General features: G+C 64.8%; 15 protein-coding genes. 9 read left to right on the top strand and 6 right to left on the bottom strand.

Features of this window, described 5'->3' with window-relative positions; genetic code table 11:
• Positions 1–10: 10 nt before the first annotated feature.
• Positions 11–1,099 (top strand): hydantoinase/oxoprolinase family protein, encoded by a 1,089-nt coding sequence (locus tag ACIGJE_RS34160; RefSeq protein WP_415084155.1) that lies wholly within the window; start codon positions 11–13, stop codon positions 1,097–1,099.
• 147 nt (positions 1,100–1,246) lie between these two features.
• Here ACIGJE_RS34160 and ACIGJE_RS34155 read toward each other — a convergent pair whose 3' ends face one another.
• The 6 genes from ACIGJE_RS34155 to ACIGJE_RS34130 form a co-directional block, all read right to left on the bottom strand.
• Positions 1,247–1,822 carry a DUF447 domain-containing protein gene (locus ACIGJE_RS34155; protein ID WP_415084229.1) on the bottom strand — a complete coding sequence of 192 codons (576 nt, stop codon included), beginning with the start codon at positions 1,820–1,822 and terminating at the stop codon, positions 1,247–1,249.
• A gap of 88 nt (positions 1,823–1,910) precedes the next feature.
• Positions 1,911–3,311, bottom strand: a complete 1,401-nt coding sequence (locus tag ACIGJE_RS34150; protein WP_415084157.1) for a DUF6513 domain-containing protein — start codon at positions 3,309–3,311, stop codon at positions 1,911–1,913.
• Positions 3,290–3,847 (bottom strand): flavoprotein, encoded by a 558-nt coding sequence (locus ACIGJE_RS34145; RefSeq protein WP_367624930.1) that lies wholly within the window; start codon positions 3,845–3,847, stop codon positions 3,290–3,292. Before ACIGJE_RS34145 ends, ACIGJE_RS34150 begins: the two co-directional genes overlap by 22 nt.
• Entirely contained in the window at positions 3,844–4,443 is a 600-nt protein-coding gene (locus tag ACIGJE_RS34140) for an amino acid kinase family protein (protein WP_415084159.1), read from the bottom strand. Before ACIGJE_RS34140 ends, ACIGJE_RS34145 begins: the two co-directional genes overlap by 4 nt.
• Positions 4,440–5,138 (bottom strand): (5-formylfuran-3-yl)methyl phosphate synthase, encoded by a 699-nt coding sequence (locus tag ACIGJE_RS34135; RefSeq protein WP_483681746.1) that lies wholly within the window; start codon positions 5,136–5,138, stop codon positions 4,440–4,442. The genes ACIGJE_RS34140 and ACIGJE_RS34135 overlap by 4 nt, the downstream gene beginning before the upstream one ends.
• Positions 5,139–5,204: 66 nt before the next feature.
• Complete coding sequence (locus ACIGJE_RS34130; protein ID WP_367625118.1) at positions 5,205–5,687, bottom strand: DUF2380 domain-containing protein; 483 nt, start codon at positions 5,685–5,687, stop codon at positions 5,205–5,207.
• A 301-nt stretch (positions 5,688–5,988) separates the two neighbouring features.
• On the opposite strand from ACIGJE_RS34130, the gene ACIGJE_RS34125 reads away from it, so the two are divergent.
• The 8 genes from ACIGJE_RS34125 to ACIGJE_RS34090 all read left to right on the top strand — a co-directional run bounded on the left by ACIGJE_RS34125 (position 5,989) and on the right by ACIGJE_RS34090 (position 12,019).
• Positions 5,989–7,200, top strand: a complete 1,212-nt coding sequence (locus ACIGJE_RS34125) for an ABC transporter substrate-binding protein (RefSeq protein ID WP_311940549.1) — start codon at positions 5,989–5,991, stop codon at positions 7,198–7,200.
• 39 nt (positions 7,201–7,239) lie between these two features.
• Positions 7,240–8,214 carry a YVTN family beta-propeller repeat protein gene (locus tag ACIGJE_RS34120; protein ID WP_311940551.1) on the top strand — a complete coding sequence of 325 codons (975 nt, stop codon included), beginning with the start codon at positions 7,240–7,242 and terminating at the stop codon, positions 8,212–8,214.
• 43 nt (positions 8,215–8,257) lie between these two features.
• Positions 8,258–8,746 (top strand): SRPBCC family protein, encoded by a 489-nt coding sequence (locus ACIGJE_RS34115; protein ID WP_311940553.1) that lies wholly within the window; start codon positions 8,258–8,260, stop codon positions 8,744–8,746.
• Between the two features lie 308 nt (positions 8,747–9,054).
• Entirely contained in the window at positions 9,055–9,801 is a 747-nt protein-coding gene (locus ACIGJE_RS34110) for an ABC transporter ATP-binding protein (RefSeq protein ID WP_311940555.1), read from the top strand.
• Positions 9,801–10,646 carry an ABC transporter permease gene (locus tag ACIGJE_RS34105; protein WP_149250623.1) on the top strand — a complete coding sequence of 282 codons (846 nt, stop codon included), beginning with the start codon at positions 9,801–9,803 and terminating at the stop codon, positions 10,644–10,646. The genes ACIGJE_RS34110 and ACIGJE_RS34105 overlap by 1 nt, the downstream gene beginning before the upstream one ends.
• Positions 10,643–11,305 carry a hypothetical protein gene (locus ACIGJE_RS34100; protein WP_376717730.1) on the top strand — a complete coding sequence of 221 codons (663 nt, stop codon included), beginning with the start codon at positions 10,643–10,645 and terminating at the stop codon, positions 11,303–11,305. Before ACIGJE_RS34105 ends, ACIGJE_RS34100 begins: the two co-directional genes overlap by 4 nt.
• Before the next feature lie 164 nt (positions 11,306–11,469).
• Complete coding sequence (locus ACIGJE_RS34095; RefSeq protein WP_415084165.1) at positions 11,470–11,715, top strand: BrnT family toxin; 246 nt, start codon at positions 11,470–11,472, stop codon at positions 11,713–11,715.
• The gene (locus ACIGJE_RS34090; RefSeq protein WP_415084167.1) at positions 11,705–12,019 is read left to right on the top strand and encodes a BrnA antitoxin family protein; all 315 of its coding nucleotides are present in this window, start codon (positions 11,705–11,707) and stop codon (positions 12,017–12,019) included. Before ACIGJE_RS34095 ends, ACIGJE_RS34090 begins: the two co-directional genes overlap by 11 nt.
• Positions 12,020–12,119: the final 100 nt, after the last annotated feature.

The raw sequence follows: 12,119 nt of genomic DNA, 5'->3' as shown, positions 1-12,119 counted from the left end.
AGTGATCGGTATGGATTCGACTGCGTATGATGATCCGGGGCTCGCCACGAACGACCTGGTGCTGGGCTGGGATCTCGGGGGCGTGCATGTCAAGGTTGCCGCCGTGGCACAGGGCCGGCTCAAGGCGGTGAGGCAGGAGCCCTACCAGATCAGGCAGGGGCTTGCAGTGCTCGACGGAGCCTTCGCCGCCCTGCCGGCCTGGGCGCGCGAGGCGCGCCACCATGCGGTGACCATGACCGGTGAGCTCAGCGCTCTGTTCGACGATCGCGCCGCCGGCGTCGCGGCGCTGACCGACTGGGCCACCCGGCATTGCCAGGGCGAGATCGCCATCTATGGCGGACGGGCGGGTTTCCTGCCTCCCCATCGCGCGGCTGCCCATGCAGTGGATGTCGCCTCGGCCAACTGGCATGCGACCGCGGCCTTCGTTGCTTCCCGCCTGCCGAATGCCCTGCTGGTCGACATCGGCTCAACCACCTCCGATCTCATCCCGATCGAGGAAGGCAGGATCACGGGCGTCGGCTACACGGATGCTGAAAGACTGGCATCGGGCGAACTCGTCTATGCCGGCGTCGTGCGCACGCCTTTGATGTCGCTCGCCGAAAGACTGCCCTTCCAGGGGCAGGACGTCACGCTGGTCGCCGAGCATTTCGCCACCATTGCCGATGTCCATCGCCTGCTCGGCACCTTGCCCGAGGAGGCCGACCAGCACGACACGGCCGATGGCCGCGACAAGAGCCTCGCCTCCACGCGGACAAGGCTCGCACGCGTCGTCGGCCAGGACGCGGGCGACGCGCCCGATCATGTCTGGAACGAGCTGGCGGCTCATTTCGCCGAACTGCAACTGCGCCGCCTGCACGATGCCGCCGCACGCATCCTGTCGCGCCGCAAAGGCACGGCGCGCCCGCCGGTGGTGGGCTGCGGCGTCGGCCGCTTCGTGGTGCAGGCGTTGGCGGCCCGCATAGGCCTCACCTATCACGATCTTGCCGATCTGGTGCCGAGCGCCGAGGGGGCGGAGAGCTACTGGGCCTCCTCCTGCGCGCCGGCAGTGTCGCTCGCACTGCTCGCGGCCGATCGGGTTTCGGATGCAGCTCGGGGCTGAAGCACGTTGTCATCCCCGGCGAGCCACATCGTGGCGAGGGAAGGGGATCCCGGGGCCATAATTGGAGTTTTTCAGCCCCTGGATTCTCTTCCCCTCGCTATGCTCGGCCGGGAATGACAGAACTGTTTTGGGTCCGGAGGACGCGTCTCAGCCGGATGAGCCAGCCGGTGTCGGCCCGGCCAGGATCTTTTCCTCGATCCACTGCCAGGCTTCCAGCTCCGCCTCGCCGGCCGTCTTGCCGATGGCGATGCGAAGGTAGTCCATCTCGGTGCGGATCTTGTCGGAGCTGAGCATGTGCAACCTCGTCGACAGGATGGCCGCTTCCAGCACGGCCGCCTGGGCGCGATTATAGCCGAGGAAGGGCTGATGCAGACCCCGATGTACGACGCGGCAGCGAAAACGGGGCCTGACCTCGTCGGGAATCACGGCTTCGACCGCAAGCTCCATATGGGCGAAGGCCTCGGCCAGCCTGACGCCCTCGATCCGCTCGCACGGGAGGGTCGCCCAGCCGCGCCGCCCGGTGACACAGCCGGCGATCACCCTGACGTCGACCGGGGCCGCGGCGGCAAGGAAGGGATGGCGTTCCAGATTGGCGATGGTCGGCGAGGGGCGGAAGGGTGCGACCACATAGTGCTCGCCTTCCTCGATCAGGCCGAAGGGCACCAGATGGGCGCTGCCGTCGGCATTGAGCGTGGTGACGATGGTTTCGAGAATGCGCGGCATCATTCGTTCCTCTACGCGACAACCCACCTTCGTGGCGCGCCAATTCTTTACCCTCCCCCTCCAGGGGAGGGTGGAGAATCGGCTCTCCTCATTTTTTTGTTTCCTTGCGGCCGGCCAGCGTATGGCCGGGCGCCTTGAAGCCGGTGGCGTCTTCGCTTGGCCTGTCCGCGGCGCAGCCGAAATCGAGCGGCTCATCCTGGGCATAGCGCTTGCCGAGCCGCCAGGCGGTCTCCGCCTTGGCCAGTTCCGTGCCGAGATAGAAGGCATGGGCGGCATCGCCGGCGACATCGAGCTCGGGATAGAAGGCCAGGGCATCCGTGCCGCGGGCATGGATGGCGCGATTATAGGCGTGGATGCCGTCATCGCTGACCTCGATGCGGAAATTGGCATCGCGCACTGCCTGCGCATTCTGCTCCACCTGTTCCGGCGAACTCACCACCGGCCGCTTGTCATGGAGAGCGAGCAGGGCCGAGCCATAGCCTTTGGGCAGGGAGCCATCGGCCTTGGCTGCGAACATCAGCCGGCGCGCGGCGTCGTGCTCCTGCAGCGTGCGGCGGGTGTGGGCGCTGACCTGCACCACCAGCACCTGGCGGATGGCGAGTTCCGAACAGATCCCCATCAAGAGGGTGGTGAGGCCCAGGCTGTCGGCTTCGGTCAGCTCCGTAAGATTGCCGGTTCCCATCAATATTTCGGCCTGCGGTTTCAGGTGCCGGAACTCGACATAGCGTGCGAGCGAGGCGGCAAAGCCGAAATGGATGGGATCGAGCACGGGATCGGCGATATAGGGTCGGCCCTCCTGCTCCATGCGCTCGACCGCCCGTAGCAGCGAGGCGAGATCGCTGGGCTCGACCGGCACCAGCACCGGGACCGCCTGCGTCCCCAGGGCGAGATCGAGCGTATGTTCGTTGAGGCTCAGCAGGAAATCGGCGCCGGCCTCTGCGCCTCGCCTGAGTTCGGCGGGCGCGGCGCTGTCGACGCTGACCTTGAAGCCGTGATGCTTGAGCAGCCTGATGCTGTCTTCGAGATGCGGGAAGGGCGTGTCGGGCAGTGCGCCGAGGTCGATGACATCAGCGCCCTTGGCAGCCATGGCGCGGGCGCGTTCCAGCACTTGCTCGGGCGAAAGCTGGGAGGCGTCGACGATCTCGGAAAAGATGGTGACGTCGTGGCGCGAGAGATCGGGCGGATGGCCGCCCCGGCCGAGAAAGGCGGGCAGGTCTGCGATCTCGTCGGGGCCGCGCTGCACGGGAATGCCGAAATGGCCGGAAAGGGCTTCGAGGTCGGCCCGGCAACGGCCGGGCAACAAGACGCGCGTGATGCCCTCGGGCAGGGTGACGCGCCGGCGGATGATCTCCTCCGTCATCAGGGCAGCGACCTTGACGCCGGCATCGAGGATCAGCCAGTCGAAGGAAACCGGGCCCAGAGCCGTCATCGTGCGTTCGAGCCTCACGCGGCTGAGATGGCCGGTGATCAGGGCGAGATGGTCACGCATTTCAGCCTTTCCAGCACCGCCTGGCGCAGGCTCTCATAGGTCTCGACCACCGTCGTCGCCTCGAATTCCTTGAGCTTTTCGACATTGTCGAGGTCGATGCGCCTTGGATAGACCTTGACCATGCCGGAGGGGGCCTGCGTCTCCATCTCCGGTGCCGTGTCGCAGGCAAACACGATCGAGGGGATGCGGCATTTGCCGGCCTGCGCATAGACATTGGTGGCGAGCGTGTCGGAGATGCCGAACACGCATTTGGCCACGGTGTTCGAGGTCGCCGGCGCCACCACCAGCGTATGGTAGTCGCCGTGATAGAAGGCACCGACCGGGGCGGCGCTGGCCGTGGTGTCCTTGATCAGCCGCGTGCCCTTGGGCAACGCCTCGAACTGCTTGCGATACATGCGGATCACCTCGGCTGCGGCGCGGGTGACGAAGAGGTCGCAATCCCCCACTTCACGAATCAGCTCCAGGCATTCGGTGAAGTAATGCCCGGAGCCGGTGAGGGCCCAGGCCAGGCGTGGTTGTGCAGGACGCCGGCTCATGAAGCCTCGCAGGGAACGGGAAACAGCGCGGCAAGCCTGTCGTCGCTGGAAGGACCCGCTACCACGATGGAACCGGCGAACCGGGCCGCGTAGCGGGGAAAATGGGTGTCGACGATATCGGCCGCCGCCAAGGCGGCGGGGGTCGATTCGGCGGGGACGTCGACAGACTTGACCAGAATGAGCCTGTCGGCCCTCAGTTCGGCGGCCAGCCAGGCCGCCAGGCTGTCCGACGTCACCGCCCAGCTCTCGGCAATATCGGGATGTCCGGCACGCAGTTCGGCGGGATGCCAGATCGGGAGCCTGCCCTCCCCCAGAGCTGTCGTGACGTCAGCCCTGCTTCCCACCGCTGTCAGGCGCGGATGGCGGGTGGCCAGCACTTCGGCCAGGTGCGTCATGGCGTCGAGGGCGAGGCGATGGGCGAGGATGTCGTCGAAGGGCATGGCCGCCTGGACCTGGCGCACCGCATCGGCAAAGGGGCCACCGCCGGCGACCAGTACCAGCGGTGTCTCGATTTCGCTGGCGAGTTGTCCGAGCAGCCGCTCGAGGCGGGCCGAGCCGCACAGGCTGCCGCCGATCTTGACCACGGTCAGGCTCATGCAGCCTGCTCGCCGTGCCGGACTGCCTGAAGGCGGCGAGCCGCGCGGCCGATGGCCTGCGGGTCGAGCTGGCCGCGGCGATTGCCGGCCAGGCAGAGCCCGCCGCGGAAACCGAGATAGTCGGGGCCGAGGGCGGCGAGCGGGGCGATGTCCTCGATGCGCAGGGAGCCGGCAAGCCCTGACATCAGGCCGAGCTGGCGACAGCCCGCGACAAAGGAGCCGAGCTGGTCCATCGTCAGCAGGTCGGGCAGGCGGATCCCCCTTTTTTGGCTCGTATCCAGCATGGCACCGACAAAACCGGCTTCATGCAGCGCGGCCGTGAGGGACAGCGGCGGGTTCTCGTCGGCGAACAGGACCGCGATGAAGCGGCCATGCCCGGCAAGCCGCCGGCCGAGCGCAGCGACGCTGGCAGGCTGGGCCATCGTCCGGCCGAGGCCGAGCTTGACGAAGGTGACGCCGGTGGTGGCGATCGCCAGGGCACTGTCGGCAAGGCGCTCGACATCGTCGTCGTCGCCGGCAACGGCACTGGTGATGGTGTCCTCGGGCAGGCCGGCCTGAATGCTGTGGATAGTGGCAAGCGGCAGGGCGCCCAGGGCGCCGGCCTCCGGATCCTTGGCATCGATGAGATCGGCCCCCTGCGCAAGGGCGAGCCCAGCTTCGGCGCTGTCGACGACACTGACAAGCAAACGGGTCACGATGCGCTCTTCCTCTTTATGTCCCACAATGCCCTCATGGGCGTTCGGCGGCAACCATGCGATTTTTCACCGCGCCTGCCGCGCCTCTTCCTGCAACTGGCCCAGAACGAAGTCCGTGGCGTGCTGCCAGGCCTCATTCGTGTCGCCGCGGAAGCTGATCTGCCGGAAGAAGATGCGCTTGCCGTCCTTGGCGTCGAAAACGCCAACCCAGATCGCCGAGATCAGGGTGCTGGTCTTGTGCACGGCTCCGGTCAGGATGAAATCCGCACCGGCCTTGCGTGCTTCTCCCAGCAGGCAGTCCTGGTCGTTGCCGGCACAGGCGATGATTCCCGGCGTGGCCGGAACGATTCGGTAGAAGCCGCCCGCCTGCAGCCGGTCGGTCAGGCGGGTCGACATCGCCTTCAGCCGGTCGGCATGGGCTTCCTTCTGGTCGGATGCCTCGCCGGACGTGTCGAGATAGCCGAAGGGCAGGGCGAGCAGGGCCTTACCGGCCTCGCTGGCGCGGGCCGGCACGGGGTGCACAAGGGCCGCTGCCAGCAGGACAAGCATTGCCACGCCCGTCTGCCGCAGCTGGCCGCGATGTCTTCCGATCCAATACTTCAGGCTGCGCCGGTGCGTTCCTGCAATCAGGGACATCCATTCAAGCACAGTGGTCCCTTCGTAACTAAGAATATTCTATGAAAGCATGTCAGTTCACGTTCTAGTAAAAATTGCCATGAACATGAAGGCCAGTACAGACTGTATTCGGCTTATAAATTCCTTAGGTATATTAAGTTGACGTTCTTCAATTGCAATGCGTAAGCTTGCTGATGTTCAGGCACGCAGAGGCCTGCGCGTTCGGGAGCGAAATGTGTTACCGGCTGCGAGTTCAAAAAGCCTGTCCAGCCTGATGGCAGCCTTGCTGTGCGCCTTTGTGGCCATGCTGTCCTGCGGCACGGCAAGGGCGGCCGAACCGCTTGAGGTCCGCATCGGGGTCATTACCCACAAGGCACCGCCGCCCGCGCTCTACGAGCTCGATCCCACGCCGGAAGACGAGGCCGCGGCCGGTGCGGGGCTTGCCATCGACGACAACAACACCACAGGCCGCTTTTCCGGTCAGCGCTATGTGCTGGATCAGGTCGTGCTGGACAAGGACCAGTCGCCGGTGGAATCGGCCGTCAAATTGGCCGATGCGGGGGCGAAATTCCTGGTCGTCGCCCTGACGGCGGACGAACTCCTCGCCGTCGCCGATGCCCTCAAGGGACGGCCGGTGGTGGTGTTCAACGCTGCCGCGCAGGACGACCGGCTGCGCGGCGCCGATTGCCGCGCCAATGTGTTCCACGTTCCGCCGAGCCGCGCCATGCTGACCGATGCGCTGGTGCAGTATCTGGCGACCAAGCGTTGGATGAAGCTCTTCCTCACCTACGGGCCTACCGCGGCGGACAAGCTCTATGCCGACGCGCTCAAGCAGTCGGCCAAGAAGTTCGGGCTTACCCTCGTCGCCGAGAAGGCCTGGGAATTCGGTCCGCTCGCCCGCGCCCGCAGCGACAGCATCACCCAGTCGGATGCCTTGGTGTTCAGCCGCGGCGTCGACTACGACATCATGCTGGTGGCCGATGAGGAGGCCGATTTCGGCGACTATCTCAGCTATCGCACCTGGGACCCCAAGGTCATCGCCGGTACGCAGGGCCTGATCGCGACCTCCTGGCACCGCGCCCAGGATGCCTGGGGGTCGGCGCAATTGCAGAGCCGCTTCTTCAAGCGGGCCAAGCGGACCATGCGGCCGATCGACTATCAGGCCTGGGTCGCGGTACGTGCGGTGGGGGAAGCCGTGACGCGGACCAAGTCGGCAGATCCGGCGGCGATCTCGACCTTCCTCGTCGATCCGAAATTCCAGCTGGCCGCCTTCAAGGGCGTACCGGTGAATTTTCGCGGTTGGGACCACCAGCTGCGCCAGCCGGTGCTGATTGCCCAGCCGATGGCGATCGTTTCGGTGTCGCCGCAGCCCGGTTACCTGCATCAGCGCAGCGTGCTCGATACGCTCGGCGCCGATCAGCCCGAAAGCCAATGTCATTTGCCGTGAACGCGCTGCGGGGATGCCCGCCTGGAGAGGAACCGGATCATGCCGCATTTCGCCAAGGCTGCTTTTTTGGGGCTGGCGGCCGCTTGCCTGGCCGGCACGGCGCAGGCCTACACGGTCTATGTCTCCAATGAGAAGGGCAATTCGATCTCCGTGATCGATTCCGAGACCCAGACCGTCAAGCAGACCGTGCCGACGGGCCGGCGCCCGCGCGGCATCACCATCTCCAATGACGGAAAATCCCTCTATCTGTGCGCCAGTGACGACGATGGCGTCGAGGTGATCGACACGGCGACGATGAAGGTGGCCCGCACCTTGCAGTCGGGGCCCGATCCCGAACTCTTCATCCTGCACCCTTCCGGCAACCCCCTCTACATCGCCAATGAGGACGATGCCCAGGTGACGGTGGTCGACGTGCAGCAAAACAAGGTGCTGGCCACCGTGCCCGTCGGCGTCGAGCCGGAGGGCATGGGCATCAGCCCTGACGGCAAGATGCTGGTGAACACCTCCGAGACCACCAACATGGCCCATTTCATCGACACCACCAGCTTCCAGGTGATCGATAGCGTGCTGGTGGATTCACGTCCGCGCTTTGCCGAATTCAACAAGGACAATTCCAAGGTCTGGGTGAGCTCCGAGGTTGGCGGCACCGTCAGCGTGATCGAGCCGGCCACCCGCAAGATCCTCAAGAAGATCGAATTCCAGGTCCCGGGCGTCACCGCCGAGACGATCCAGCCCGTTGGCGTGCGCGTCACCAAGGATGGCAAGACGGCCTTCGTGGCGCTCGGGCCCGCCAACCGCGTCGCGGTGATCAATGGCGAGACCCTGGAGGTCGAGAAATATCTGCTGGTGGGCCAGCGCGTCTGGCAGCTCGCCTTCACGCCGGACGAAAAATATCTCTACGCCACCAACGGCAATTCCAACGACGTGTCGGTGATCGATGTCGCCAGCCAGAAGGTGATCAAGACCATTCCGGTCGGCGAGGCCCCCTGGGGCGTGGTGGTTTCGCCGAACTGACGCGACACGACGATTCAATCAGCAAGATCTGGGGAGGAAGAACATGCGTATCGCGACTCTTGTCGGCGCCGTGGCGGTATTGGGCCTTGCTTGCAGCCCGGCCCTCGCGGAAAAAAACTCCAATCGCGTCGAGGGCAAGGGCACGCCGGCCAAAGCCTGGGCCCTGATCGGCGATTTCTGCGGTATCAAGACTTGGCATCCGGCCATCGCTTCCTGCGAGCTTTCGGAAAAGGACGGCGCCAAGATCCGCACACTCACCACCAAGGACGGCGCCAAATTCGTCGAAAAGCTGGTCAAATGGGACGACAAGGACACGTCCTACACCTATGCGATTCTCGAGAGCCCCCTGCCGATCGAGAATTACGTCTCCACCCTGAAGGTGGAAGAGGACGACGAACCGGGCAAGATCGCCATCACCTGGTCGTCCACCTTCGACCCCAAGGGCGTCTCGGGAGATGCTGCGCGCAAGGCTGTGGCAGATATCTATCTGGCCGGTCTGCTCCAGCTCAAGGCCAAGCTCAAGGGCAAGTGATGGTTGTGAAATACCGTTCATTTTGGGCCTGGCGAGCCGATCAGGTGCGGTGAAATGGTTACAGGATGGTGCTGCCCGTCACCCTTACCCTCTCCCCGCAAGCGGGGCGAGGGGACCTCGGCGTCGCGTTTTGTCCCGCAAGCTCAACGTCTCACGTTGATGCGCGGCGCTTGGCGCTCCCTCGCCCCGCTCTTGCGGGGAGAGGGTAAGGGTGAGGGGCAGCGCAAACCCCTGCCAGCAACTCTTCGTTCTGCCGTCCGCCGGGCCTGGTGTATCCTGCCGCATCCTCGGCGTGACAGGGATCAACCATGACGGTTCGTTCGGACAAGCCGGCGCTCTCGGTCTCGGCCGTCGGTCATCGTTTTGGCAAACGCGAAGCGTTGACCGACGTTTCGCTCGAGGTGCAGGCCGGGCGCTTCGTCGCCCTGCTGGGGCCGAACGGCGCCGGCAAGACGACCCTGTTCTCGATCGTGACGCGGCTCTATCAGAACCGTTCCGGCCGCGTCGAGGTCTATGGGCATGATCTCAATCTCACGCCGTCGCGGGCACTTGCCGAGCTCGGCGTCGTCTTCCAGGCCCGCACGCTCGATGCCGACCTGACGGTACGCCAGAACCTTGCCTATCACGCGGCCTTGCACGGCCTCGGCGGGAAGGCGGTCCGCGAGCATATTCTTACGCTTCTGCGACGCGTGGGCCTTGCCGAGCGGGCCGACGAGAAGGTTCGCACGCTTTCCGGTGGCCAGGCCCGGCGCGTGGAGATCGCACGCGCGCTGGTGCACAGGCCCCGCCTCCTGCTCCTGGACGAGCCGACCGTCGGCCTCGACCTTGCAGCCCGGGCCGACATCGTCGCCACGGTGCGGCGCCTGGTCGATGAGGAGGGCATCGCAGTGCTGTGGGCCACCCATATCTTCGAGGAAATCGCCGACAACGACGACGTCTATGTCCTGCACCAGGGCCGCATCGTCGCCGAGGGCAAGGCGGCCATGCTCGCTGCTCGCAGCGGCGCCAGCCTGGCCGAGACCTTCCGCCGCCTGACTGACAGGGAGGCCGCCTGATGTCGGATACGGCACTCACCTCGCGGCTGAGCTTTTCGGGTTATCTGGTCTGCCTGGGCGGCATCGCGCATCGGGAGATGCTGCGTTTCGTCAACCAGAAGGAACGTTTCCTGTCGGCGCTGGTGCGCCCGCTGATCTGGCTCTTCATCTTCGCTGCCGGCTTTCGCAATGTGCTGGGGGTCTCGATCCAGCCGCCCTACGAGACCTATGTGCTCTACGAGACCTATGTCGTGCCGGGCCTGGCGGTGATGATCCAGCTCTTCTACGGCATGCAGTCCTCGCTTTCGATGGTCTATGACCGCGAGGTCGGCTCGATGCGGGTGCTGCTCACCAGCCCCTTCCCGCGCTGGTCTTTGCTGGCCGCCAAGCTGACGGCGAGCGTGCTGGTGTCGGTCCTGCAGGTCTATGTCTTCCTGGCGATCGCAGCCTGGTGGGATGTCGACGCGCCGGTGCAGGGCTATGTCCTGGCCCTGCCGGCGCTGGTGCTGACCGGCCTGATGCTCGGCTCGATCGGCCTCTTCCTGTCCTCGCTGATCCGCCAGCTCGAAAATTTCGCCAGCGTGATGAACTTCGTGATCTTCCCGATGTTCTTCGCCTCCTCGGCGCTCTACCCGCTCTGGCGCATCCGGGAGGCGAGCGAGGGTCTTTATCTGACCTGCCTCGCCAACCCGTTCACCCATGGGGTCGAGCTGGTGCGCTTTGCCCTTTATGGCCGGCTCGAGCCGGTCGCGCTTGCGGTGGTGGTGGGCACCACGGTGCTGTTCTTCGCCGCCGCGCTCATCGCCTATGACCCGTCCCGCGGCCTGATGGTGCGCCGCGGCGGCCCCAAAGGAGAAGCATCATGAGATCTGGCAGGCCCCCGAAATCTGGCAGGTCCGTGGTGCGGACCCTTCGGCCGGCCATCCTGGTGGTGATGCTGGCGGGTGGCGTGGATTGGGTTCACACCGTGCAGGCCCAGCAGCCCCAGCCCGATCCGGACTGGCCCTGCATCCAGCGCAAGGTCGGCACGCTGAGCGCCGGCGTGGTCTGGAGCGGGCCGGATATCGCGACGGCCGGCGACTGGACCAAGGATTTCGACACGGCGGCGATGGCCCAGAAGCTCGCCTCGCGCCGGACGCCGATCGAGGAGGTCGATGGTCTGCTCGACGGTTTCGTACAGCAGACCGGGGCGGAGAAGGACGCCCGCCTGACGCGCCTGTTCGCCGGTGTGCTCGAACTGGTCAATGAGGAGCGCGACAAGATCCTGGGCGGCATCGGCCGCTATGCGCGCGGCCAGAACAAGCTCGCCGATCGCATCCGCGACGAGAGCGACAAGATCGGTGCCGCCAAGGATTCCCCCAGCGCGGTGGGCAGCAAGGAAACGGATGATCTCGAAACCCAGCTCAAATGGGACAAGCGCATCTTCGAGGAGCGCGGCCGCTCCCTGACCTATGTCTGTGAGACGCCGGTCCTGCTGGAGCGTCGATTGTTCGACATCGCCCGGCGCATCCAGCAGCGCTTGTGACAGGGGCGGTCGGTCGCTTCCGTCTTCAGCCTTGGAAGCACGAAAGGAGCGCCCAAAGGATGGTCCCCTTGTTATGGGGCCTTTTTTTGTATATACAAAAAGATTGACAAAGAAAGATTTGTAGCTACAAAAAGCTATGGAGCTCGTCTGGGACGAACCAAAGCGTGCTGCCAAACCTTGTAAAGCATGGGTTGGATTTCGCTCATGTCGAGGAAGGATTCGACTTCGGGACGGCAATCGCGCTTGAGACATCGCCGAGCAGGAACGGTCGCAGGCGCATTCGCATGATTGGCGAAATGAACGGTATCCTATTGGTCGCCATGATCGTTTCCCCACTGGGGTCGGAGGCATTGTCGATCATCAGCCTCCGCACCGCGAGCAAGAAGGAATGTGAGCTCTATGGCTGGTAGGAAGGCATCAGATTACATTCCAAACTCCGTCTTTACGAGGGAAGACTGGAGCGAGGTGTCTGACAATCCGACATGGAAGAAGGCGGACTTTGCCAAGGCAAGGCCGGCTGGCGAGGTCCTGCCGACGGAGATGATGGATGCGCTGAAGAAGCGATATCGCGGGCAACGTGGCCGACAAAGGGCGCCGACGAAGATGCTCGTTTCGCTGCGCCTTGATCAGGATATTATCGATCGGTTCAAGGCGGATGGGCCTGGTTGGCAGTCACGGATCAACGAGGCGCTGCGCAAGGCGCTGGCGGCATGAGATAACTGCCGACAGTGGAGGCTATCTCCTTCACCATGACGAGGACTCTTCGGCGAGGCGGCAGCTTGAAAGGCATCTGAGTAATCTGATGCTCTCGCGC

This window comes from Labrys sp. E2SS-1L (assembly GCF_057073705.1).
The sequence above is the reverse complement of the archived record's forward strand: the minus strand, read 5'-3'. Positions and strand labels throughout refer to the sequence as shown.